Annotated in this window: 21 protein-coding genes; 12 read left to right on the plus strand and 9 right to left on the minus strand. The window is 50.2% G+C overall.

The window, feature by feature from the left end; translation table 11 throughout:
* Window positions 1-3: 3 nt before the first annotated feature.
* The 3 genes from Q0852_RS16975 (at window position 4) to Q0852_RS16985 (ending at window position 2,400) form a co-directional block, all read left to right on the plus strand.
* Window positions 4-474, plus strand: coding sequence for a DUF2489 domain-containing protein (locus tag Q0852_RS16975; protein WP_299019989.1), 471 nt, complete (start codon window positions 4-6; stop codon window positions 472-474).
* 206 nt (window positions 475-680) lie between these two features.
* Entirely contained in the window at window positions 681-2,054 is a 1,374-nt protein-coding gene (hemN, locus tag Q0852_RS16980) for an oxygen-independent coproporphyrinogen III oxidase (protein ID WP_299019938.1), read from the plus strand.
* Between the two features lie 103 nt (window positions 2,055-2,157).
* Complete coding sequence (locus tag Q0852_RS16985; RefSeq protein WP_299019940.1) at window positions 2,158-2,400, plus strand: hypothetical protein; 243 nt, start codon at window positions 2,158-2,160, stop codon at window positions 2,398-2,400.
* A 211-nt stretch (window positions 2,401-2,611) separates the two neighbouring features.
* Here Q0852_RS16985 and glnG read toward each other — a convergent pair whose 3' ends face one another.
* The 4 genes from glnG to glnA all read right to left on the minus strand — a co-directional run bounded on the left by glnG (window position 2,612) and on the right by glnA (window position 7,366).
* A complete protein-coding gene (gene glnG / locus Q0852_RS16990) occupies window positions 2,612-4,027 on the minus strand; it encodes a nitrogen regulation protein NR(I) (protein WP_299019942.1) in 1,416 nt (471 codons plus the stop codon).
* 55 nt (window positions 4,028-4,082) lie between these two features.
* Window positions 4,083-5,132 carry a nitrogen regulation protein NR(II) gene (gene glnL / locus Q0852_RS16995; RefSeq protein WP_299019944.1) on the minus strand — a complete coding sequence of 350 codons (1,050 nt, stop codon included), beginning with the start codon at window positions 5,130-5,132 and terminating at the stop codon, window positions 4,083-4,085.
* A gap of 123 nt (window positions 5,133-5,255) precedes the next feature.
* Entirely contained in the window at window positions 5,256-5,831 is a 576-nt protein-coding gene (locus tag Q0852_RS17000; protein WP_299019946.1) for a DUF4124 domain-containing protein, read from the minus strand.
* A gap of 125 nt (window positions 5,832-5,956) precedes the next feature.
* Window positions 5,957-7,366, minus strand: a complete 1,410-nt coding sequence (glnA, locus tag Q0852_RS17005; protein ID WP_299019947.1) for a glutamate--ammonia ligase — start codon at window positions 7,364-7,366, stop codon at window positions 5,957-5,959.
* 548 nt (window positions 7,367-7,914) lie between these two features.
* Between glnA and typA the strand changes: the two genes are divergently transcribed.
* A complete protein-coding gene (gene typA / locus Q0852_RS17010; protein WP_299019948.1) occupies window positions 7,915-9,744 on the plus strand; it encodes a translational GTPase TypA in 1,830 nt (609 codons plus the stop codon).
* 170 nt (window positions 9,745-9,914) lie between these two features.
* Here typA and Q0852_RS17015 read toward each other — a convergent pair whose 3' ends face one another.
* A complete protein-coding gene (locus Q0852_RS17015; protein ID WP_299019950.1) occupies window positions 9,915-10,556 on the minus strand; it encodes a DUF2959 domain-containing protein in 642 nt (213 codons plus the stop codon).
* A gap of 104 nt (window positions 10,557-10,660) precedes the next feature.
* Between Q0852_RS17015 and Q0852_RS17020 the strand changes: the two genes are divergently transcribed.
* The 3 genes from Q0852_RS17020 to Q0852_RS17030 are packed head-to-tail and all read left to right on the plus strand — an operon-like array spanning window position 10,661 to window position 13,015.
* Window positions 10,661-11,608, plus strand: a complete 948-nt coding sequence (locus Q0852_RS17020) for a virulence factor BrkB family protein (protein WP_299019952.1) — start codon at window positions 10,661-10,663, stop codon at window positions 11,606-11,608.
* Entirely contained in the window at window positions 11,605-12,042 is a 438-nt protein-coding gene (gene dtd / locus Q0852_RS17025; RefSeq protein WP_299019954.1) for a D-aminoacyl-tRNA deacylase, read from the plus strand. Before Q0852_RS17020 ends, dtd begins: the two co-directional genes overlap by 4 nt.
* A 49-nt stretch (window positions 12,043-12,091) precedes the next feature.
* Window positions 12,092-13,015 (plus strand): bifunctional GNAT family N-acetyltransferase/hotdog fold thioesterase, encoded by a 924-nt coding sequence (locus tag Q0852_RS17030; RefSeq protein ID WP_299019955.1) that lies wholly within the window; start codon window positions 12,092-12,094, stop codon window positions 13,013-13,015.
* Here the strand turns inward: Q0852_RS17030 and Q0852_RS17035 are convergent.
* From Q0852_RS17035 to hslR, 4 genes are all read right to left on the minus strand, one after another.
* Window positions 12,967-14,964: an AsmA family protein gene (locus Q0852_RS17035; protein WP_299019957.1), complete on the minus strand. Its 1,998-nt coding sequence runs from the start codon at window positions 14,962-14,964 to the stop codon at window positions 12,967-12,969. The two genes, Q0852_RS17030 and Q0852_RS17035, sit on opposite strands and share 49 nt — an antisense overlap.
* Window positions 14,965-15,129: 165 nt before the next feature.
* Entirely contained in the window at window positions 15,130-16,761 is a 1,632-nt protein-coding gene (gene pckA, locus Q0852_RS17040; protein ID WP_299019959.1) for a phosphoenolpyruvate carboxykinase (ATP), read from the minus strand.
* A 318-nt stretch (window positions 16,762-17,079) separates the two neighbouring features.
* On the minus strand, window positions 17,080-17,958 hold the full coding sequence (gene hslO, locus Q0852_RS17045; protein ID WP_299019961.1) for an Hsp33 family molecular chaperone HslO: 879 nt from the start codon (window positions 17,956-17,958) through the stop codon (window positions 17,080-17,082).
* A 26-nt stretch (window positions 17,959-17,984) separates the two neighbouring features.
* Complete coding sequence (gene hslR, locus Q0852_RS17050; RefSeq protein ID WP_299019963.1) at window positions 17,985-18,392, minus strand: ribosome-associated heat shock protein Hsp15; 408 nt, start codon at window positions 18,390-18,392, stop codon at window positions 17,985-17,987.
* A gap of 289 nt (window positions 18,393-18,681) precedes the next feature.
* Between hslR and gspC the strand changes: the two genes are divergently transcribed.
* The 5 genes from gspC to gspG are packed head-to-tail and all read left to right on the plus strand — an operon-like array spanning window position 18,682 to window position 24,799.
* Entirely contained in the window at window positions 18,682-19,572 is an 891-nt protein-coding gene (gene gspC / locus Q0852_RS17055) for a type II secretion system protein GspC (RefSeq protein WP_299019964.1), read from the plus strand.
* Between the two features lie 29 nt (window positions 19,573-19,601).
* Window positions 19,602-21,611 (plus strand): type II secretion system secretin GspD, encoded by a 2,010-nt coding sequence (gspD, locus tag Q0852_RS17060; RefSeq protein ID WP_299019965.1) that lies wholly within the window; start codon window positions 19,602-19,604, stop codon window positions 21,609-21,611.
* Window positions 21,612-21,613: 2 nt separating this feature from the next.
* Window positions 21,614-23,116 carry a type II secretion system ATPase GspE gene (gene gspE / locus Q0852_RS17065; RefSeq protein ID WP_299019991.1) on the plus strand — a complete coding sequence of 501 codons (1,503 nt, stop codon included), beginning with the start codon at window positions 21,614-21,616 and terminating at the stop codon, window positions 23,114-23,116.
* Between the two features lie 3 nt (window positions 23,117-23,119).
* Complete coding sequence (gene gspF, locus Q0852_RS17070; RefSeq protein ID WP_299019966.1) at window positions 23,120-24,340, plus strand: type II secretion system inner membrane protein GspF; 1,221 nt, start codon at window positions 23,120-23,122, stop codon at window positions 24,338-24,340.
* 24 nt (window positions 24,341-24,364) lie between these two features.
* Window positions 24,365-24,799 carry a type II secretion system major pseudopilin GspG gene (gene gspG, locus Q0852_RS17075; RefSeq protein ID WP_299019967.1) on the plus strand — a complete coding sequence of 145 codons (435 nt, stop codon included), beginning with the start codon at window positions 24,365-24,367 and terminating at the stop codon, window positions 24,797-24,799.
* Window positions 24,800-24,826 lie beyond the last annotated feature (27 nt).

The following is a 24,826-nucleotide window of genomic DNA, read 5'->3' on the forward strand; positions in this document are numbered from 1 at the left end:
GATATGACGCTTTGGTTAGGGCTGGCCGGTACGATTATTGCTGTGCTGGCGGTGTATGCCGGGTATCTGTTGTTCAAACTGTACCAGCAGCATACTCGTCACAAGACTTTTCTGGAGCGAGCCAAGCTTCATCAGGTCGAGAAAATCAATGAACGCAATGCCAACATCATGGATAGCGTGTTCATTATTGCTGAAGCAGGCAAGCAGGACCAATGCGATATGTCTGAGATTTCCATTCGCCTTTATAAGCTGATGGAAGTTTTGCAGGCCGAAAAGCACGTGGATTTTGCGAGTCAGTATCCGGCAATGAATGAGCTTTACCATGTGGTCAAAGACATGCCGCGTGGTGATAAGCGCAAGACGTTGCACAAGAAAGAACGTATGAAACTTGATTTGCAGCGGATGAAAGCTGAAGCTCGCTTGCTCAATGCCATCAAGCGCGAGCTGGATACCATTCTGGAACTCAAGGCATAAATCAAGTGGGCTATTTTAGTGCTTGATTCTCCTCATCTATACTGAAGATATCGGTGTGGATGAGGGCTTTGGCTCAGTGCCGCCCTTGCATTGAGTCAGCTATCATTTCGGCTTTGCTGAAAAAGTAAAAATTTCTACATCATTACCAAGTTATGGCACACTTGGCATTCGCAATTTATTCCCCAGACGACTAGTGGAAGTATGTCATGTCACATGAGCAGATTATTTGGGATCAGGCACTGATAGAAAAGTATAACTATTCTGGTCCTCGCTATACTTCATATCCAACCGCCCTTGAGTTCCATGAAGCTTTTACGCCGGCGGAATTTGATATGGCATGTGCTCAGTACCCTGAGCGTAACCTTTCACTGTATGTCCATATCCCATTTTGTCATAAGCTTTGTTACTACTGTGGTTGCAATAAGATCATCACTCGCCATCAGCATAAGGCAGATCAGTACCTGGATGCCCTGGAACAGGAAATTCGCCAGCGTGCGAGTTTGCTCGGTGAGCGCAAGGTCAGTCAGTTGCATTGGGGCGGTGGTACGCCAACCTTCCTGACCAAGGCACAGGTCAGCCGCCTGATGGGGCTGTTGCGTGAGCAATTTGATTTTGCTGATGAGGCTGAAATTAGTATTGAAGTCGACCCGCGCGAGATTGAGCTGGATATGCTGGATCACCTTCGTAGCGAAGGCTTTAACCGCCTGAGTATCGGGGTGCAGGACTTCAATAAAGAAGTGCAGAAGCTGGTCAACCGTGAGCAGGACGAAGCGTTTATCTTTGCCATGGTTGAGCGGGCGAAAGAGTTGGGTTTCCGCTCTACCAACCTGGATTTGATTTATGGCCTGCCGAAGCAGAACCGTGAGTTGTTTGCCCAGACACTGGAGCAGGTACTGATGATGAAGCCAGGTCGACTGTCGGTATTTAACTATGCCCACATGCCGAAGCTGTTTGCCGCGCAGCGTAAGATCCACGATGTCGATCTGCCGACGGCCAACGAGAAACTGGCTATTTTGCAAGATACCATTGCGACTCTGACCGGCGCTGGCTATCAGTTTATCGGTATGGATCATTTCGCATTACCGGATGATGAGCTAGCGGTAGCTCAGCGAAATGGTGTACTTCACCGAAATTTCCAGGGCTATACCACCCAGGGAGATTGTGATTTGCTTGGTCTGGGGGTTTCGGCTATTTCGATGATCGGTGATTGTTATGCCCAGAATCAGAAAGAGCTGAAGAAATACTATGCCAGCGTAGATGAGAAGCGCGAGGCATTATGGAAAGGTGTATCTCTTGATGCTGATGATTTGCTGCGTCGTGAAGCAATTAAGTCGCTGATCTGTAATTTTCAGCTGGATATGCGGGATATTGAGCAGCGTTTTGATTTGGATTTTAAAACGTATTTTGCTGAAGATCTTGAGCTGTTGCAGACGTTCATTAATGATGAGTTGGTAACAGTGGATGAGCACAATATTCATGTCGAGCTGAAAGGGCGCCTGTTGATCCGTAATATTTGTATGTGCTTTGATAAGTACCTGCGCGATCGTGCCCGCCAGCAGCAATTTTCTCGAGTGATTTAATTACACTTGATTTTAAACGTTTCAGTTATACAAAAGCCCTCATGGCTTAGGTCGAAAACCTAAGTCGTGAGGGCTTTTTTGATAACAGGCTTAGCTGTTAAACATGTTTACGGTAGCTATTAATGCCAGTATGCCTGCGGCGAAATGGCCTGAGCCATTGGCTGCAACATCACTAACAGCAGGCATAGCCACGCTAAACGAAAGAATACTTTCCAGCATGGTGGTGTTCCCACAGTGTTTTGGTTGGTGTTTTGAGCGGATGCATAGAGCAGGGCGCTGCGTTATCACGCTTCAAGCCATTGGAATACTAACCGCGAAGGTTAAACGTTGTGTTCCGTTGGTATGAAAGTGAGCGTATTTTACTCGAAATTGACCAGGATGGAATTGCTTTTGCTCAAAAAACAATCACGGAGGGTGTTGTTATCAGTAAGTTATTGACTATTCTCTAGGTATTCAAGGGGTTAACAATGCTATTTGACATAGAAAAACCTTTTGGGGGAGTGGCAGCCCAAAAAAGGTTTTAGCGTTTGGGCTGCACTACCGGACTTTGTTGTTGATTAATCGGCGGAAAGATTGAGTTCTTTTAGCTTTCTGGTCAGGGTGTTTCGACCCCAGCCTAGCAGTCGGGCTGCTTCTTGTTTGTGGCCGTGGGTGTACTCCAGGGCGGTCTCCAGCAGGATTTTTTCAAACTCCGGTAAGGCTTCACCCAGCAGGTTCTGATTACCTTGTTGCAGTGTATCTCTGGCCCATTGTTCGAGCGCGTAGTGCCAGTGACCATTGTTGCTGTCGGCTGCGGGCCGACTTTCGTTGGTTAGCAATTCAGGTGGCAGGTCAGACGGCAGGATTTCATTACCGCTGGCCATGACGGTCAGCCAACGACAGGTATTTTCCAGTTGACGGACATTCCCCGGCCAGTTGACTTCAGTCAGGAGCTCCTCGGCTGAAGGGTGAAGGGTTTTTACTTCGACCCCGAGTTCATCTGAGGCGCGCTGGAGAAAGTGCCTGGTCAGCTGCGGGATATCTTGGCGGCGGTCTTTAAGCGCTGGCAGGTGAACCCGGATCACGTTGAGGCGGTGGAACAGGTCTTCACGGAACTCACCGTTGGTAACCAGTCGTTCCAGGTCTTGGTGGGTGGCAGCAATGATCCTGACATCGACATTGACCGGTGAGTGGCCGCCGACTCGGTAAAACTGGCCATCCGCCAGCACCCGTAGCAGGCGGGTCTGAATATCTAAAGGCATATCGCCGATTTCGTCGAGAAACAGTGTTCCGCCATTGGCTTGTTCGAAGCGCCCCTGACGGACACTGTTAGCTCCGGTAAAGGCTCCTTTCTCGTGGCCAAATAGCTCTGATTCAATCAGATCTTTGGGGATTGCTGCCATATTAAGGGCGATGAACTCTTTATGGCTTCGTGGGCTGTGGCGGTGCAGGGCATGAGCAACCAGTTCTTTACCGGTTCCGGATTCGCCGTTGATCAGGACTGAAATCGATGAACGTGATAAGCGTCCGATTGCCCGGAAGACTTCCTGCATCGCCGGAGCCTCGCCGATAATTTCCGGTGCATCCTTTTCTGTAATCTCGGGCTGCTGTTGGCGTTTTTGTTCCTGACTGTGGGTGACAGCCCGTTCGACCAGGCTGACAGCTTCATCGATATCAAAAGGTTTGGGCAGATACTCGAAGGCACCTTCCTGGTAGGCGTTGACGGCGGCATCCAGATCCGAGTGGGCGGTCATTATGATAACCGGGAGTGACGGATAATCCTGATGCAGTGATTTGAGCAGGGTCAGTCCGTCGGTTCCCGGCATGCGGATATCCGAGACCAGTACGTCAGGCACATTGCGTTCCAGTGCTTCAATGACACTGTCGGCGTTGGCAAAGGTTTCACATTTTAGTCCGGCCGCGTTGAGGGTACGTTCCAGTACCCAGCGAATAGAGCTGTCATCGTCGACAACCCAAATAAGTCCTTTGCTCATATCTCGTCCTCTCTGGTTATCGTGCCTTTGGTGATAGGGGTACTGATCTTTAATCTCATTTTATCGGTAAATAGATAGTAAATTTGGTATGGCCCGGCCAGCTGATCACTTCGATTTTCCCTTGGTGCTGATCTATCAGGTTCTGGGCGATAGACAGACCTAGCCCGGTGCCTCCTTCCCGCCCTGTAACCATCGGGTAGAACAGGGTGTCCTGTATATCTCCCGGGATCCCCGGGCCATCGTCAATGATGTCGATCTTGGCGGCGATGCGGTATCGCTTGCCGTGGATCAGGGTCTGGTGCGCGGTACGGGTTTTCAGGGTGATGTTGCCACCGCCATGTTGCTGCAGTGCTTGAGCGGCATTGCTGACGATATTCAGAATGGCCTGCTCCAGCTGTTCCGGATCCATGGTGAAATCAGGCAGGCTGGGGTCGTAGTCGCGCTGTAGTTGAATATTACTGCCACTGTCGAGGGTAACCAGTTGGCGTACTTTTTCCAAAACTACATGAATATTATCAACCTGGCGCGAGCCGGGGCGCTGTGGACCGAGCAGACGGTCGACTAGGTTACGAAGCCTGTCTGCCTGCTCGATGATCATCTGGGTATATTCTTTATAGCTAGGGTCCGGCAGGGTTTTTTCCAGCAGTTGGGCTGCGCCCCTTAATCCGCCGAGTGGGTTTTTAATTTCATGGGCCAGGCCGCGAACCAGTTCTCTGGCTGCCTGTTGCTGGGCGTGTTGGCTCAGCTCCTGGCTGATCCGGCGCTGCTGGTCGATAGGCTTGAGTTCAAGCAGGATCAAGAGCTCTTTTTGCCATGACAGCGGGCTGGCATTGAGTTCCAGGGTATAGTGTCTGCCGTCGATAACGAAGGTCACATCGCTGTCGGCTAACCCCTGGCCACTTTGTAAGGTTGCCTGGATAAGGCCGAGGTCCAGGGAAGAGTGCTGTAACAGTTCCGGGAAATGGGCATTGTTGAGGCGGCGTTTGCTGAACGACAGCAATTGTTCGGCGGCCGGGTTGACGTAACGTATACTCAGCCCTTCGTCGAGCAGCAGTATCGCAGTGACCAGATTGTCGAGAATTAGCGGTGTAAAAGCGGCAGTCACGGTAATCATCCTTGTTGGAGCCAGTTCAGTTTGGTGCAGTGAACTGACAGTGCACCATGTTGGTGCAATCAAGTTTAGCCTGTCTGCCTGGTATCGTGAATGAAAATGTTTCCGAATCAGGGATTACTTGGGTGTTATCACCGGTGGTTTGCGGTTAAGCAAGGAGGCCCGGTGCAGGTAGACAGTGATTATATCGGATGATGCAATAACCTTGCCGTATTTAAGTATCTGAGCCTGAAGGGTATGGCTGCCGCGATCCACGTTATGGAGCTGCCAGTTAAGCTGGGCCTGTGGCCTGCCATAAGGTTGGCCATTAAGTAGCAGGCGGGCATTGTGGCCTTTGGTGAGTTTGCGGTTACTTACTGCTGATATCTCGATAATCCCTTCATTGTTGCGAATGGTTTGTTCGTGAAGAGGAGAGAGCAGACGGACAGTCGCTGGGGGAAGTGAGGCATCGTTTTGTTGAATAGGTGTGGCGGGGGTTTTTGTTGATGGATTCTTGTCTTGCTGGCTGTTGGGCGCGATTGAGCTGGGGGGCGGAACGTTGATATCGACGGTGGAGGCCCCTGGCCGGGCTTGATCGGAGAAGTGTACTACGCCGTTTTCATCTTCCCATGTATAGATGGTGGTCGCCTGAGTCGCGGTAGTCAGGCTGGTTAGGATGATAAAGAGTATGAGCGTGTAGCGAGCTGTTTTCATGGAGCTTGATAATGGCAGGTGACGGATAGGGTAAGAGTTATCTGCTTCTGACTTGGCGACAAGAGTAAAAAGGCCTGCTTGTGAAGCAGGCCTAAATCTTCGCTGTTAAGTAATGTCTCTGTTACTTACACTGAGTAGTACAGTTCGAACTCTAGCGGGTGCGTGGTCATATTGATCTTCTCAACATCCTGAGATTTTAGGCCGATGTATGAATCGATGAAATCATCAGAGAACACGCCACCGGCGGTCAGGAATTCGCGGTCTTCGCTCAGTGACTGCAGGGCGCCCTGTAGCGATTCAGCAACCGTTGGAATTTCTGCCGCTTCTTCTGCCGGCAGGTCGTACAGATCTTTGTCCATTGCTTCGCCTGGGTGGATCTTGTTCTGGATACCGTCCAGACCTGCCATCAGCATGGCTGCAAATGCCAGGTATGGGTTCGCAGCCGGATCACCGAAGCGTACTTCGATACGGCGGGCTTTCGGGCTTGGTACCACAGGAATACGGATTGACGCAGAACGGTTACGCGCTGAGTAAGCCAGCATAACCGGTGCTTCGAAACCCGGAACCAGACGCTTGTATGAGTTGGTTGATGGGTTCGCAAAAGCATTGATGGCACGGGCGTGCTTGATGATACCGCCGATGTAGTAAAGCGCGGTTTCAGACAGGCCTCCGTACTTGTCGCCGGCAAACAGGTTCTGACCGTCTTTAGCCAGTGACTGGTGTACGTGCATACCACTGCCGTTATCGCCAACGAGCGGCTTCGGCATAAATGTCGCTGTCTTGCCGAAGGCGTGCGCTACATTGTGTACGACGTATTTGTAGATTTGGATTTCATCCGCTTTGGTGGTCAGGGTGTTAAAGCGGGTGGCGATTTCGTTCTGGCCTGCAGTCGCTACCTCGTGGTGGTGCGCTTCAACAACCAGTCCCATTTCTTCCATAATCAGACACATCGCAGAACGGATATCCTGTGATGAATCAACTGGAGCAACCGGGAAGTAACCGCCTTTAACGCCTGGGCGGTGGCCCTTGTTACCGCCTTCGATGTCGCTGCCGGTGTTCCATGCTGCTTCAACATCGTCAATCTTGAAGAAAGAACCTGACATATCAGTCGCGAATTTCACATCATCAAACAGGAAGAACTCTGGCTCCGGGCCGATCAATACGGTATCGGCGATGCCGGTTGCACGCATGTAGTCTTCGGCACGTTTGGCGATAGAGCGTGGGTCACGATCGTAGCCTTGCATGGTCGAAGGCTCTAGGATGTCACAACGGAGATTCAGTGTGGCATCTTCGGTAAACGGGTCAAGTACCGCGCTTGATGCATCAGGCATCATTACCATGTCTGATTCGTTGATACCTTTCCAGCCAGCAACCGAAGAGCCATCGAACATCTTGCCTTCTTCGAAGAATTCAGCATCGATTTGGTGGGATGGGATAGAGATGTGCTGTTCTTTACCTTTTGTGTCGGTAAAGCGTAGGTCAACAAACTTAACTTCGTTTTCCTGGATAAGCGCTAGTACGTTTTCTACTGACATCTTGAGTAACCTCCGGTGTTAGGTTGGGCAACTGGCCGCAAAAAAATGTCGAACGGGTTTTTCGTTCATCTGAATATATCTTTGCTAAAACCGTGCCAACTATAAAAAGCCCTAAAATCGCCCAATAACGGTGATTTGCAAGCTAAGAAAATCCATCTCTGCACTGTTATGGTGAATTGGTGCACCGTTATGGTGCGATTAATGGTGGTTTCACCCTTTTGGTGCGCTTTTACTATTAGCCGAGGTTGGCATCTTGTCAATCGGTTGGTTGCATAATAATCCGGGCAGGTTGTCGAGGCGTTTAAATCGGTGCGGGAGGTGTGGGAATTAATGCGGACTGCTGAGTGGGGTTGTGGAGTGGTTTTTTGGGGGGAGAACTGCCGGAAAACAGCTGTTGTTGCCCCGGTTAGCGGAAAGAATGAAAAAAGCTGGTGATATAAATCACATATTTCGTGGGTTTTGGCGTAAAATCTGTTAGATTATGAGCCGTTTTTTTAACCAAGTAGCCACCATCCGGTCGCTGCATGTTCTGAGTGAATGTGAAACACATGTCTAATCCACAGATCGATAAATTAAGAAATATCGCAATTATTGCGCACGTTGACCACGGTAAAACAACGCTGGTTGACAAACTGCTTCAGCAGTCTGGCACGTTAGAGTCTCGCGGTGAAGTTGAAGAACGCGTAATGGATTCCAACGACATCGAAAAAGAGCGTGGTATTACCATTCTTGCGAAGAACACAGCGATTAACTGGAATGATTACCGTATCAACATCGTAGATACCCCAGGACACGCCGATTTCGGTGGTGAAGTTGAGCGTATCATGTCGATGGTTGACTCTGTTCTGCTTATCGTTGATGCCGTTGACGGCCCAATGCCACAGACTCGCTTCGTAACCCAGAAAGCATTTGCACACGGTCTGAAGCCAATCGTTGTTATCAACAAGATCGACCGTCCTGGCGCACGTCCTGATTGGGTAATGGATCAGGTATTTGACCTGTTCGACAACCTGGGTGCGACGGATGAGCAGCTGGACTTCCAAGTTGTTTACGCATCGGCTCTGAACGGCTGGGCAACCCTGGAAGAAGGCGAAACTGGCGAGAACATGGAACCTCTATTCGAAGCTATCGTTGAAAACGTTGCAGCGCCAGCTGTTGACGTTGACGGTTCGCTGCAGATGCAGGTTTCTCAGCTAGACTACAGCTCTTACGTTGGTGTTATCGGTGTTGCGCGTGTAACTCGCGGTTCTGTTGTACCTAACCAGCAGGTAACTATTATTGGTGCTGACGGTAAGAAGCGTAACGGTAAAGTAGGTACGGTTCTAGGTTACCTGGGTCTTGAGCGTCACGAAGTTGAAAAAGCAACGGCGGGCGACATCATTGCAATCACAGGTCTGGGTGAGCTGAAAATCTCTGACACTATCTGTGACGTGAACAATGTTGAAGCACTTCCTGCGCTATCTGTTGATGAACCAACAGTAACTATGACTTTCCAGGTAAACACTTCTCCATTCGCTGGTAAAGAAGGTAAGTTCGTGACTTCACGTAACATCCTTGAGCGTCTTGAGAAGGAACTGGTACACAACGTTGCACTACGTGTTGAAGAAACTGAAGACCCGGATAAATTCCGCGTATCAGGTCGTGGTGAGCTTCACCTGTCTATCCTGATCGAAAACATGCGTCGTGAAGGCTTCGAGCTAGCGGTATCTCGTCCAGAAGTTATCATCAAAGAAGAAGATGGTCAGCTAATGGAACCGTTTGAAACTGTGACTATCGACGTACTGGAAGAGCACCAGGGCGGTATCATGGAAAATATCGGTCTACGTAAAGGTGAGCTGACTGACATGGCACCAGATGGTAAAGGCCGTGTTCGTATGGACTTCATGATGCCTTCTCGTGGCCTGATTGGTTTCCAGACTGAGTTCATGACCCTGACTTCAGGTTCTGGTCTGCTATACCATACGTTTGATCACTACGGCCCACACAAAGGCGGTACTATCGGTCAGCGTAACAACGGTGTTCTAATTTCGAACGCAACAGGTAAAGCCCTGACTTACGCACTGTTTAACCTTCAGGAGCGTGGCCGTCTGTTCACTGAGCACGCGGACGAAGTTTACGAAGGTCAGATCATCGGTATTCACAACCGTTCTAACGACCTGACAGTAAACTGTCTGAAAGGTAAGCAGCTGACTAACGTTCGTGCATCTGGTACTGATGAAGCTCAGGTTCTTTCTCCTGCAATCAAGTATACTCTTGAGCAGGCACTAGAGTTTATCGATGATGACGAGCTAGTAGAAGTAACACCTGAAAACATCCGTATCCGTAAGAAACTTCTTACTGAAAACGATCGTAAACGTGCAGGCCGTTCTGCGAAATAATCGCTAACTGCTGACGTTAATCAATCCCCCCATCGGTGCTACCATGGGGGGATTTTTTGTATCTGAGGCTTGATGAACGCGAAAACTGCTGAATTTCCGCGTTTTGCTGAGCAGTGTCTGGAGATGATGGCCGAGCGGACCTGTTGGATACTGACCCGCCTGGCAGACGATTAAGCTTTTTTCAGCTGGGAGATGAAGCGCTCTGATTCGGCGATGGCACTCTCCATGTCGCCAATAGCTCGTTCGATGTCGCGTTGCAGGGTGTTGAATTCTCCTTGCAGATCACCGATAGCGGCAGCATTGAGGTTATGTTTCAGGTATAGGGTATTGTCGCGCAGGGTATTGAGCACTGGCGTCATTTTCTGCTCGGCGCGGTGCATTGCACTGAACATTCGCTGATAGGATGCTTTGGTATTGTTGAGCTTTCTTTCGCTGTCGCGCTTGAGCTTGCTGCTGGTATAAAGGGAAAGTTCGTCCTGCCATTCGTCAAAAAGGGCATCGGCAACGTCCTCGATTGCGGCAATTCGGCTGCTGACTTTGTCGGCCGCATCGGTACTGGCTTCGTACTGGTCGTTGATGCGGTTATACATGTCTTCCAGTTCCCCGCCATCGAATTGGGTGAGGGCTTTTAGCGCTTCCAGGGCGCTGGTAAATTGTTGCTGAGCATCTTGCTGTGCTTCTGTTGCTTCTTCAACCCGGTCTACCATAATTTCACGTTTGTGGACCCCGACAGATTCCATGGCAGAGTAATAGGCGCTCTGGCACCCGGATAACAGGGTGAGGCTGAGCATCGTGACAAGCAGATAAGGCATAACAGGCTCCTGATTAGGCTTGGTGAGATTGGGACGACGTTTGTTATCTGCCGCTTAACCAACTATTTTGACTATAAAAACAGATAAATAATTTTGTAGAGACTATGGCTGATAAAAAGATTACAGGCAAGCTGAATTGGCGGCAATCGTTGTGTATTGCTGTTGCTTACATCAAGTACTTACGCCGGCGGATTGGTCATGACCGCTTGACGGTGGCTGCGGGGTCAATGGCGTATGTCACCTTGTTGTCACTGGTACCGCTGCTGACTGTGGTGCTATCTGCATTATCAACGTTTCCGGTATTCGCCGGCCTTGGCGAGTTGCTGCAAAATTTTGTGATTGAGAATTTCGTGCCAGCGGCCGGAGAGGTCGTGAAAGAATACCTTAATGAGTTCGTGGCCAATGCCGGTAAGATGACGGCTGTCGGGATTGCGGCGTTGTTTGTGGTGGCGTTGATGTTGATTTCATCTATCGACAGGGCGCTGAATTTTATTTTTCGGGTGCATGAAAAGCGCCGGCCGATGATTTCATTTTCTATCTATTGGATGGTGCTGACGTTGGGGCCAATTCTGGTGGGTACCAGTATTGCCGTCAGCTCTTACCTCGGTTCTCTTAACCTACTCAATAGCGAGGCAGTTCACGGGTTGTTTCAGCAAACTTTGCGCGCACTGCCCGTGCTTATGTCCAGTTGTGCCTTTCTGGGGTTGTATCTGCTGGTGCCGAATATCAAGGTACGGTTACACCACGCACTGATCGGTGCATTGTTTGCCAGTACCTTGTTTGAGCTGAGTAAGAAGGGATTTGCCCTTTATATTTCCAACTTTCCGTCTTACCAGGTGATTTACGGTGCTTTGGCGGTGATCCCTATTCTGTTTGTTTGGGTATACCTGTGTTGGTGTATCGTTCTGCTGGGGGCTGAAATTACCGCCAGCTTGGGGGAACGTGTACACTGGCAACCAAAGGTGATGTCAGAGTCTGAGCCGCAAGGTCGCCTGGACAGCCAAATTAACCAAGTAAAACATGAAACAAAGGAAAAGGAGCAAGAAGAATGATTGCGCTTATTCAGCGAGTGAGTGAAGCCAGTGTTACCGTTGAGGGTGAAGTAACAGGGACTATCGGTAAGGGCTTACTGGTGTTGCTGGGTGTCGAAAAAGGTGATGATGAAGCAAAAGCGCAACGTTTAAGGGATAAGGTGTTGGGTTACCGGGTGTTTGAAGATGATGCCGGGAAAATGAATCTGAATGTTCAGCAGGCGGGAGGTAGCGTGCTGGTCGTTTCACAGTTCACACTGGCTGCTGATACCAAAAGCGGTATGCGTCCGAGCTTTTCGGCTGGTGCGGCGCCGGCGGATGCGGAACGTCTGTATGAATATTTTGTCGAATGTTGTAAGGCCAAAGATATCAAGACTGAAACCGGTATCTTTGCTGCCGATATGAAAGTGGCTTTGCTTAATGATGGTCCCGTGACTTTCTGGTTGCAGGTGTAAGTCCACACTAACCGACCAATAGCTAGAAGAAATAGTGGAGAAGGATTTCATGTTTCGATTGCTTACCCCAAAAACAGACAGTGAACTGACCCAGTATTATGATTTTCGCTGGCGTATGTTGCGTGAGCCCTGGCACATGCCGGTTGGCTCAGAGCGGGACGCCTACGACGAAATGGGCTGTCACCGGATGATTGTTGATGATAACGGTGAGACCATTGCGATCGGTCGGTTATATATGACGCCGGATAATGAAGGTCAGATCCGTTTCATGGCTGTGCATCCTGACCACCGCCACCAGGGAATGGGGGCGATAGTGCTAATGGCGCTGGAATCGCTGGCCCATCAGGAAGGAGCTAAGCGTCTGGTCTGTAATGCTCGCGAGGAGGCGATCCCTTTCTATTTGCGTAATGGCTTTACCAGTCAGGGCGAGTTGACGGAGGAGCGTGGTCCAGTGCGGCACCAGCAGATGCTCAAGCACCTGAAGCCGATGACGGATGTAGTTCGGCATCCTGAGTGGTGCCAGGAGCTACAGGAGTTGTGGCAGTATCAGATCCCAATTAGCGAGAAGATGGGGGTTCGGATCAGCCAGTATACGGGCTACCGCTTTGAGGTTAGTGCCCTGATTAATGCCAATCTCAATCCTTGTGAGACGATGTTTGCCGGTAGCATTTTTACGATGGCTACGCTTGCAGGCTGGGGGTTTGTCTGGACGCTGTTGAAAGAGCGGAAGCTGACTGCTGATATCGTCCTGGCTGACAGTCATATCCGTTATGTTGCCCCTGTTAAGGAACGTCCCTGTGCTGTTGCCTCGCTCGAGAACCTCAAGGGGGATCTCGAGCGGTTGGCTAGTGGTCGGAAAGGCCGGGTCACTGTTGAAGTTTGTGTCTATAGTGGTGAGCAATTGGCCTCAACTTTCACTGGAACTTATATGCTGCTGCCATCACAGGATGATGACTGCGAGATCTGTTGTTGAGCTCCCCGCCATTCTTTTATTAGCTGCTGGCAGCCTTGGGTTGCCTGCAGTTTTATCTCACGGCCATTTGGTTTGGCCAAATCCCATTGACCCTTGAGTGTTGCGTTAAAATCGGTGGCCTGAAGCGATATCGGAGCCAGCGAGATCCGCCCGCGATCGGCCCTAAGGTGCAGCTCGCTGGCGCTCACTTGCTGGGACTTCATTTTTTGGGATGTTGCGAATATCGGCTTCTCCATTTCGCTCCATTGTGCCCAGAGCTGACTGGTGCTGTGTTGTTTGAGTTGGAGCTGGCGGAATTTGCCATCCAGTTTACCTTCAAAACTATAGGCCAGACTTGTTGTGTGTTGGCTCAGTCCGTTGGCTGATAGTTCGATATCCATAGCCCCGCTGACCGGAAGGGGAAGTGCCAGCCATTGCGATAGTGCGGTAGCTGGCATGCTGTCAGTTGTGAGATGCAATTGCCAGGGGTGGCCATCTTGTCGCAGGTTGAGTGAGCCCTTGGCTTCCAGTATTCCATTGCTGCGAAACGGGACTGTGAGTTCCGACAGTTGCCATTGTCCGTTCTGGCTGTGCATGGTCATCAAGGGTTCGACCATGGCAATGGTTTTTATGCTGGCAAAACCGGCGCTGGCTGTCAGTTCTCCCTGCCATAGGCCGGGTTGGCCGTGGTGTTGGAAGATCAGATCGTGCCCGCTGAGATTGAGATCAGACAGCTGAAAGTGGCGCTCGGGGTGAGTATCGATAAACTGGGCATAGCCGATATCCAATGCGGCAAGCCGGATATTTTCGAAGCGGCGGCTGGCTGTCTGCAATTGAGCGGGCCACTGTTCCGGCAGGAACCACTTGATGCTGTTGATGGTTAGCTGATTCAATGCCAGGGTGTCCGGTGTCAGAGTACCGTCGGTCTGGATATAGCCTTCCATCACCTTGGCCGATATTCCTTCGATAATCATTTGCTGCGGGGAAAATGCCAGCTCGACCAGGGGATCTTCAAATACGGTATTGTGCCAGCGGAGACTGTCGGCGTTGAGTGAGAAATGGGCATTTTGCTGTTGCCAGTGGGTTGTTGGCCAGTGCCAGTTTTGCAGTGACAGATCCGCGTTATTAAGAGTGAGTTCAGGTAGTTCTAAAGAACTATTGAGGATATCCAGCCGACGGATATCGATAATGGATGGCAGCTCAGATGGATGTTTGAATCTGGTGGCTAAGCGGTGGGCTGGCTGGATACCGAGTGGACGGTTGTCTTGCAGTTTCAGGTCAGAGACTGTTAGCTGGTGTAGGATCAGGGTTTCAGCTTTTGTTTTATTGAGGTATTCAGCCTGTCCGTTGAAGTTTGCCTGTTGCCAGTTAAACGAGAAACCATAGATGATCCAGTGTTGCTGGTTGTGGTTGCCGTCGAGCAAGACATTGTTCAGTGTGGTGTCTTGCCAGCGTATTTTTTTTGCTGCTAGCTGGAAGTCGCCGGTAAATTGAGGCCATGGCTGAGGTTCGCTGCGCCAGTTATTGAGCTGTAGCTTGCTGTTTTTAATCGTCAACTCGGGACTTTGCAGATTGAAACGGGTCAGGGCCAACCGATTGGTATATAGCGGTGGCAGGGCTGGAAGTGATGAATCAGGCGTAAGGCTGAGGCCGTCGATTAAAATGGTGTCAAAGTGCCAGCCAGGTTTAAAGAGCTTATTGGGTGTGAGCCAGATTTGTAGCTCTTTGGTCGTAAAACTGATGCTGTCTTGCTGTGGATCTTTGAGGTTGATATCGCTGATGGTCAGGTGCCACGGGTCGGTGAAGTTGTAATTGACCGAGCTTGCGGTTATCGAATAAGAGCTAAAGGTGTTAAGTGCATAGCTAACGAGGGAAGTCGCATGTCGGGTATGCATCAGAGTCAGCACGATTGTTAGGCATAGCAGTAATAAAACGAGTGCGGTAGCGAAGAGTTTTCCGAACAGACGCATTGAACCTTCCCGAGGTGGTTTTCTTATGGGTATAAAGTGACGGAAAATCTACCGGTCTGCAAGCAAGTTTACCTTGTTTATAAGCTGTTTTTGAGTGCTATCAGCTAGAAAAATAAATAAAAAAGCCCCTCGGGTGAGGGGCTCAATAAGGATTGGGTGGTTAGCTTAGTCTAGCTGAGGGCCAGCTGCGACCAGTGATGCACCTTCTTCATTATCAGTATACTTATCGAAGTTATTGATAAAGCGTTCGGCCAAGTCTTTCGCCTTGCTTTCCCACTGCAGTGGATCTGTGTAGGTATCGCGAGGGTCAAGGATTGCCGAATCAACACCTGGTAGTGAAGTTGGTACTTCCAAGTTGAAGAGAGGTACATGCTTGGTTTCAGCCTTGTCGATAGAACCATCTAGGATGGCATCGATAATACCGCGGGTATCCTGGATAGAGATACGCTTGCCGGTGCCATTCCAACCAGTGTTCACCAGGTAAGCTTCTGCGCCCGCGGCTTCCATACGCTTAACCAGTACTTCAGCGTACTTGGTTGGGTGAAGGGTCAGGAATGCGTTACCGAAACAGGCTGAGAACGTAGGTGTTGGCTCTGTGATACCGCGTTCAGTACCGGCCAGTTTAGCTGTGAAGCCAGACAGGAAGTGGTACTTGGTTTGCTCCGGAGTCAGCTTAGAGACCGGAGGCAGTACACCGAATGCATCGGCAGACAGGAAGATCACCTTGTTAGCGTGGCCACCCTTAGATACCGGCTTAACGATGTTTTCGATATGGTAGATAGGGTAAGAGACACGGGTATTTTCTGTTTTAGAGTTGTCGTCGAAGTCGATAGAGCCGTCATTGCGGACTGTCACATTCTCCAACAAGGCATCACGACGGATGGCATTGTAGATATCAGGCTCAGCTTCTTTGGACAGGTTGATAGTCTTCGCGTAGCAGCCGCCTTCGAAGTTGAATACGCCGTTATCATCCCAGCCGTGCTCATCATCACCGATCAGGGCGCGTTTCGGATCGGTAGACAGGGTCGTTTTACCTGTACCGGATAGACCGAAGAAGACTGCAACATCACCTTCCTCACCCATGTTGGCAGAACAGTGCATGGACGCAATGCCTTTTAGCGGCAGGAAGTAGTTCATCATTGCGAACATACCTTTCTTCATTTCGCCGCCGTACCAGGTACCGCCAATTAATTGCATTTTCTCGGTAAGGTTGAAAACAGTGAAGTTTTCGGAGTTCATGCTGTGCTCTTCCCATTTCTGGTTTGTGCACTTAGCGCCGTTCATGACGACGAAGTCCGGCTCGAAATTTTCCAGCTCTTCTTCGCTTGGACGGATGAACATGTTTTTCACGAAGTGAGCCTGCCATGCTACTTCAGTGATAACACGAATACATAGTCGGGTATCAGGGTTGGCACCACAGTAGCCGTCAATGACAAACAGACGTTTGCCTGATAGCTGCTCGGTGACAAGTTCTTTCAGACCGTTCCACGCTTCCTTACCAATGGCTTTATTATCGTTTTTGCCTTGGTCAGCCCACCATAGGGTATCTTGAGTCGTATCATCTTTGACGATGAACTTATCTTTGGGTGAGCGTCCGGTGAAGATACCGGTATCTACAGCCACTGAGCCTAGCTCAGTTACGACACCTTTTTCATATCCTTCCAGGCCTGGTTTGGTCTCTTCTTCGAACAGGACTTCGTAAGATGGGTTACGAATGATCTCTGTAACATTTTTGACACCGTATTTAGACAGATCCATATGTTTTGCAACCTTTTTCTCGACGTTCATGACAGTCATAGGTGCTCCTTGGGTAAGATGTTGTTTAACTGTTGACCATGCTAGCAACCCTATGGGGGTAAATCAGGGATGTTAATCAAAAATTAACCATTAAAAAGTTAAGGTTAGGTAAAAGTTTTAGGTGTTTTGTGGGTTGTAATTTTACGGTAATGTGAAGCGTTTGCGCTAGGTCTCAAAATTAATATTTGTCTTGAAAAAAGCGTGACTTAGCGCGTTATAAGCTTTCAGTAGTGAGGGGGGGATGTGCTTCAGAATGAAAAAAAGCCGGAATAAATCCGGCTTTTGTAATTTAATTTCAGTGTTAATGCGTGGCGATAATTAATGAACCTGGTTACTGCTGTCAGCCGCCGCATTTTCAAACAGAGCTGCAACATCAATGCTATCAAAGTCATAGCTGGTGCCACAGTAATCACAGTGCAGAGAAACCTTGCCTTCTTCAGCTACGATGCGATCAACTTCGGTGCGATCAATCGAACAAATTGCCGATGCACTACGCTCGCGGGAACAGCCACACTGGAATGCAACGTCCTGCGGTTCAAATAGCTGTACTGTTTCCTGGTGGTACAGGCGGTAAAGTACATCTTGTGCTTCCAGGGTAAACAGCTCTTCGTTCTTGACCGTTTCAGTCAGTTGTTCCAGGTGCTCGAAATCTTCAGCACTGCCCTGGCCGTCAGGCAGGATCTGCAGTAGCATACCGGCAGCCTTGGCGTTACCTTCTATTTCACCTGTACGTAGCCAGATGCGGGTTTTCAGCTGTTCAGAGTTTTCGAAGTAACCTTCCAGGCAGCTTGCCAGGCTGTCGCCTTCCAGACCAACGACGCCCTGGTAGCGTTCACCCTGGTTTGGCGTAATGGTGATCACCATGTGGCCTTTGCCAATCAGATCGTGGATTGATTCAGAAGCCGGTACTTCGCCTTCCCAGCGAGCCACACCGCGCATTTGCTGGTTGTGGTCGCCGTTAATGACAGCCAGTTTAACCGGGCCATCGCCCTGCAGCTGAACCGTGATGGAACCTTCGAATTTCAGGGTTGCTGTCAGCAGGCTGGTAGCAACAAGCAGTTCACCCAGCAGCTGCTGAATTGGAGCTGGGTATTCCTTGCTGGAAATGATTTGCTGATATGTCTCGTTCAGTTGAACAAGTTCACCACGTACAGATACACCGTCAAACAGGTAACGGTACAGACTATCGTTTGTCATCTTTTGTATACTCCAGCAGGTAAAAGTTAGTTACTGCTCTTAAACTTAATTATATCGCGTCGCTGTTTCTTATCAGGACGCTTGTCAGGGCTAGGGCTATCGAAGGCATTGAGCTTGCGCATCTGCGCATGGGCTTCGCGTTGCTTGATGCTTTCGGCAGTTTCCTGGTAAAGCGTTTGTGCTTCAGGTGCGCCCCGGCGGGTGTCGGACAATTTGGCGATGATAACGGTTTTTTCATCGTTGCCTTGTCTCAGGCGAATTTCTGCACCGACTTCGACCAGTTTGCTTGGCTTGGATCGTTGCCCGTTATAGTGCACTTTACCGCCATCGACCATATTACGGGCAATCGAACGGGTTTTGTAAAAGCGTGCAGCCCATAACCATTTATCAAGACGTACCTGGAGAGTGTCAGAATCAGATGATTTCTGGCCCATAACGTGCTCCTTGCCCATAAAGGGCGCTAAAAATACCATAATGCGATTACAGCGTCAGCCTTAGTAAATGGTGATATTGGCTCTAGATTTCAACAGCAAAGGGAGAATATTTGCTCCATAATGTCTAGTGTATTGATAGTAGATATATTTTTTACGTGATCTGTTTTGGTATATTTCATCTTTTATAAGTAAAAGACTGCCGTTATTTTTTTCTAACAGGTATTCTTACCGGATCCGGCATCCAAGCCGCCGTATCTAGATTACATCCACAGGATTAATGGATTTTAAAATGGTTGCAGCAAAATGGTTGGGCCTGCTTCAGGCTAAGCACCCGTTGTCAGTGACAGCACTCACTCGCATGATGACTTGGTTATTGGTGGTGATGTTGGCATGGATTCTGGGACGTTTGGTTTGGTCTGTTGTTCAGCCGGCAGCAGCGCCTTCTTCTTGGCAGGCGAAGCAGGTTGCTGTTTCGTCATCGAACCGTTCGGGCTTTCAGGTGTCTGAGGTGCTAGACATGCACCTGTTTGGTCGCTATCAGCAAAATGCACCCGTTGTTAAAAAAGAACCGGTGAAGCAAGATGCCCCGGTTACGCGCCTTAACCTGACTTTGGTTGGAGTGGTGGCGAGTTCTGATTCCCAAACCAGTCTGGCGGTGATCACTCACAGTGGAAAGCAGAATACGTATGGCCTAAACGAGGCTATTGAAGGTACACGTGCTATCTTGCAGGCTGTTTATGTCGATCGGGTGATTATTCGTAACAGCGGCAGGGATGAAACCTTGATGCTTGATGGGGTGAAGTTTACTAAGGGCGGACGGGCACTGCCGTTGCCGTTGCCTCCGGCATCGAAGGCTAAACCTGTGCCGTCTACGGATCTCAGCAGAATCAAGCAGGAAATCCTGGAAAAGCCCCAAACCTTGTTTAGCTATATCCGTCTGTCACAAGTGAAGCGGGACGGTAAGTTGGTGGGCTACCGGGTCAACCCTGGTAAAGAACGCGCGCTATTTGATTCGGTTGGGCTAAAGGCTAATGATTTGGCTGTCAGCATGAATGGTAACGACCTGACGGATCCGACGGTTATGGCTAAGTTGTGGACAGAGCTGTCACAGGCAACGGACTTTACCCTGACGGTAGAGCGAGAAGGCCAGTTACACGATATTTATATTGAGTTGCGCTAGTTACATGCGAGATAACGCAGGAGTTTTTTGTGAAAAAATGGATGGGTAAAAGTGCCCTGTGGTTGGCTGGAAGCTTGCTGTGCAGTTCTGCGATGGCAAGTGAGTTCAGTGCCAGCTTCAAAGGAACCGATATTCAGGAATTCATTAATATTGTAGGGCGCAATTTGCAGAAAACGATCATCGTTGATCCTGCTGTTCGCGGCCAGGTCAATGTTCGTAGTTATGACTTACTGAATGATGAACAGTACTACCAGTTCTTCCTGAATGTTCTGGAAGTCTATGGTTTTGCAGTCGTTGAAATGGACAACGGGGTGCTGAAAGTAATTCGAGACAAAGATGCGAAGATTTCGGCGATCCCGGTTGTTGGCGAAAAGGACAAAATCAAGGGTGACCAAGTGGTGACCCGAGTGATTGCGGTGCGTAATGTGTCGGTCCGAGAGCTGTCTCCGCTGCTGCGTCAGCTTAATGATAACGCGGGTGCAGGTAATGTGGTGCACTATGACCCAGCCAATATCATTATGATCACTGGTCGTGCAGCCGTTGTGAACCGCCTGGCGGAAATTATCGAGCGGGTTGACCGTGCCGGTGACAAAGAGATTGATGTGGTCGAGCTGAATAATGCCTCGGCGGCAGAAATGGTGCGTATTGTCGATGCGCTGAATAAGTCCTCGAACGCTAAGTCGCAGCCTCAGTTTCTCCAGCCTAAGCTCGTGGCTGATGAGCGAACCAATGCAGTATTGCTGTCGGGTGATCCGAAGGTGCGTAATCGCCTCAAGCGTCTTATCCGCCAGCTGGACAAAGAAATGGCAACTTCGGGTAACAACCGAGTGGTGTACCTGAAATATGCCAATGCCGAAGAGATGGTCGATGTCCTGAAAGGGGTGTCGGACAACCTGCAGGCCGAGAAGCAAGGTAGTAGCAAGTCGGCAAGTAAGAACGAAGTGATGATATCGGCTCACGTCGATACCAACTCTCTAATTCTGACTGCGCCGCCAGATATCATGCGCGCACTGGAAAATATCATTGCCCAGCTGGATATTCGCCGTGCCCAGGTGCTGATTGAAGCGATGATTGTTGAGTTATCAGAAGGTGATGGCATCAACTTCGGGGTGCAATGGGGCTCGCTAGATAGTGGTGTTGTTCAGTTTGATAACTCCGGTATCCCCATCAGTAAATTTGCGATCGGTTTGCAGGAAGCTGAGGATATTCCAGGCTCTACAACGATTACCGGTGCTGGTAATGACAGAACGGAAACGAGAACTCCTGATAAGAAAGGTGATTTTTCTACCCTCGGTAGTGTGTTAGGTGGCGTGAATGGTGCTGCACTGGGTGTTGTGATGGGCGACTGGACGGCATTGGTTAATGCGGTAGTAACCGATCGCCATTCTAATATCCTGTCATCACCAAGTATTACGGTGATGGATAACGGCGAAGCTTCGTTCATTGTGGGTGAGGAAGTGCCGGTCGTGACCGGTTCGACATCGAGCTCGAACAATGACAACCCGTTCCAGACCGTAGAGCGTAAGGAAGTGGGTATCAAGCTGAATGTGACCCCGCAGATCAACGAAGGGGATTCAGTCCAGCTGAAAATTGAGCAGGAAGTGTCGAACGTGCTGGGCGCCGAAGGTGCCGTAGATGTGCGCTTCTCCAAGCGTCAGCTGACAACCTCGGTATTGGTGCAAGATGGTCAGATGATCGCGCTGGGTGGCCTGATTCAAGAGAAAGTTAATGAGAATGAATCGAAAATCCCTATTTTGGGCGATATTCCGATTCTGGGCCACTTGTTCAAGTCGACCAATACCAGCAAGGGTAAAACGAACCTGATGGTATTTATTAAGCCGACGATTATCCGTGATGGCGTGACTGCTGATGGTATTACCCAGCGCAAATATAACTATATCCGTGCTGAGCAGCTGTACCGCGCCGATAAAGGTATTAGCCTGATGCCGGATGCTGAGATGCCTGTATTGCCGAAGTACGGTGAAGATATTTCACTGCCTGCGGAAGTACGTGCGTTTGTGGCTCAGCTGGAGAATTAATGATGGAAGCAGATAACCAGGTCGGTGAAGTCCTGTCCTTGTTCCGTCTGCCATTCTCGTTCGCAAGGCGTCATCGGGTGGTATTGGAGCAGGCAGAGCAAGGCGTGACTCTTTATTATACCGGTTCGATAACGGCGGCTGTCCTGGCGGAAGTCCGCCGGGTCGCCGGTGGGGCGTTTATGCCCCATGAGCTTCCCGAGAAAGAGTTTGAGCTCAAGCTGACAGAAGCTTATCAGCGGGATTCGTCGGAAGCTCGCCAGCTGATGGAAGATCTGGGCTCGGACAGCGATGATTTCTTCTCGTTGGCCGAAGATCTGCCAGAAACGGAAGACTTGCTGGAGTCGGAAGACGATGCCCCGATCATTAAATTGATCAACGCGATGCTTGCGGAGGCCATTAAGGAAGCGGCATCAGATATCCATATCGAGACCTTTGAGAAAGAGCTGTCGATCCGCTTCCGGGTGGATGGCGTATTGCGTGAAGTGTTGCAGCCAAGCCGTAAACTGGCGCCACTGCTGGTTTCTCGTATCAAGGTTATGGCAAGGCTGGATATTGCTGAGAAGCGGGTGCCTCAGGATGGTCGTATTTCTCTGCGTATCGGTGGCCGGGCCGTGGATGTGCGGGTATCAACCATGCCGTCATCACATGGCGAGCGTGTGGTATTGCGTTTGTTGGATAAGAACGCTACTCGTCTTGATCTGTTCAGCCTGGGTATGACGGAAGGTAACCACAAAAGTTTCCAGCATATCATTCAGCGTCCGCACGGGATTATTCTGGTGACCGGCCCGACCGGTTCCGGTAAATCCACTACGCTGTATGCCGGGTTGCAGGAGCTTAATGGTCGGGAGCGTAATATCCTGACAGTTGAAGACCCGATTGAATTTGATATCGACGGGATCGGCCAGACCCAGGTGAACACCAAGGTGGACATGACCTTTGCCCGCGGCCTGCGTGCAATTTTGCGTCAGGATCCGGATGTGGTGATGGTTGGTGAGATCCGAGATTTTGAGACTGCATCAATTGCGGTACAGGCTTCTCTGACCGGTCACATGGTAATGTCGACCCTGCACACCAATACTGCGGTAGGTGCGATTACCCGATTGCGTGATATGGGCATCGAACCCTTCCTGGTTTCCTCGTCGTTGCTGGGTGTTCTGGCCCAGCGTCTGGTCCGTACCTTGTGTAAGCATTGCCGTGAGCCGTATGAAGCTTCGACTGAGCAGAAGCGCTTGTTTGGCCTGTCGGAAGATGAGCCACTGACCTTATACCGGGCAACGGGCTGCGAGCAATGTAACAATAAAGGTTACCGTGGCCGAACCGGTATTCATGAGCTGTTGCTTGTTGATGAGAAAGTGCAGGAGCTGATCCACGCGGAAGTAGGCGAGATGGCGATTGAGAAGGCCATTCGCGGGCATACGCCTAGCATCCGTGATGACGGTCTTGAAAAAGTGAAAGCCGGTATCACCACCCTTGAAGAAGTGATGCGGGTCACCAGGGAGGGCTGATAGATGGCTGCATTTGAATATAAGGCGCTTGATGGCAAGGGGCGACAGAAGAAAGGGGTACTTGAGGGTGACACTGGCCGTCAGGTACGCCAGCAGTTGCGCGAGCAAGGGCTGATCCCGATCGAAGTCGTCCAGACCCTGGAGCGTGAGCAAAAGCGGGCCAGTGGCGGCTTCCGGTTGCGCCGTGGGATCAGTACCACTGAGCTGTCTTTGATCACCCGTCAGCTGGCGACCTTGGTGCAGGCGGCGATGCCGCTGGAAGAGTGCCTTAAGGCTGTGGGTGAACAATGCGAAAAGCCGCGGCTTAAGCAGATGTTGCTGGCCGTACGTTCCCGTGTCGTTGAAGGTTATACCCTGTCGGACAGTATGGCTGAATACCCTCATATTTTTGACCAGCTGTTCCGTGCCATGGTTGCAGCCGGAGAAAAATCCGGGCATTTGGATACGGTGTTGAATCGATTGGCTGATTACACCGAGAATCGCCAAAAGATGCGCAGTAAACTGCAACAGGCAATGATCTACCCGACCATGTTGACCCTGGTGGCAGTGTCGGTGGTGGCATTTTTGCTGGCAACGGTGGTGCCGAAGATTGTCGATCAGTTTGTCCAGATGGGGCAGAAGCTGCCGGCAATTACCGAGGTACTGCTGGCGGCCAGTAATTTTGTCCAGAACTGGGGCCTGGTGGTGGTCTTGATGATAGCCTTGCTTGTGTTGTTGCTCAAAGCAGCACTGAGAAAGCCGGACTTTCGTCTGCGTTGGGATCGCTGGGTGATGGGGTTGCCGGTTATTGGTAAGGTTGCCCGTGGCCTGAGTACTTCCCGCTTTGCCCGTACCCTTTCAATTTGTACCTCCAGTGCAATTCCGCTTTTGGAAGGTATGAAGGTCGCGTCAGATGTGATGACCAATACCTGGGTCAATAAGCAGGTACTTGAAGCGGCCGATAAGGTACGAGAAGGGGCGAGCCTGCGCGTATCTTTGGACCAGACTAAGCTGTTCCCACCCATGATGCTGCATATGATCGCCAGTGGTGAACGCAGTGGTGAACTTGAGCAGATGTTAACCCGGGCCGCCGATAACCAGGATCGAGATTTCGAGTCTCTGGTCAATATGGCACTGGGGATTTTTGAACCCTTACTAATTGTCGCTATGGCTGGCATAGTCATGTTTATCGTGATTGCCACTCTGATGCCGATTATTGCCTTGAACAATATGGTAGGCATGTAGTTTTTTTCTTTGGAGGTTTTTTTAATGCAACGCAAACAACGCGGCTTTACGCTGCTGGAAGTGATGGTAGTTATTGTTATCTTGGGGGTTCTGGCCAGCCTGGTTGTGCCTAACTTGCTAGGTAACAAGGAAAAAGCGGATCAGCAGAAAGTCGTAACAGATATTGGTGCCCTGGAGCAGGCGCTTGATATGTACAAATTGGACAACAGTGTTTATCCGAGTACGGACCAGGGCCTGGATGCGCTAGTGACTAAGCCGTCATCAAGCCCTGAGCCGCGTAACTACCAGGACGGCGGTTATATCAAGCGCCTACCGAAAGACCCTTGGGGTTATGAATATAACTATGTAATGCCGGGCGAGCACGGTGCGGTTGATGTTTTCAGCCTGGGTGCTGATGGTCAGGAAGGCGGTGACGGCGTGAATGCTGACATCGGTAACTGGAATATGCATGACCGATAAGGGCTGAAGCGGTTCCTGATCGTATCG

The sequence above is a fragment of the uncultured Photobacterium sp. genome (genome assembly GCF_947502415.1).
In the GTDB taxonomy this organism is placed as follows: Bacteria; Pseudomonadota; Gammaproteobacteria; order Enterobacterales; family Vibrionaceae; genus Photobacterium.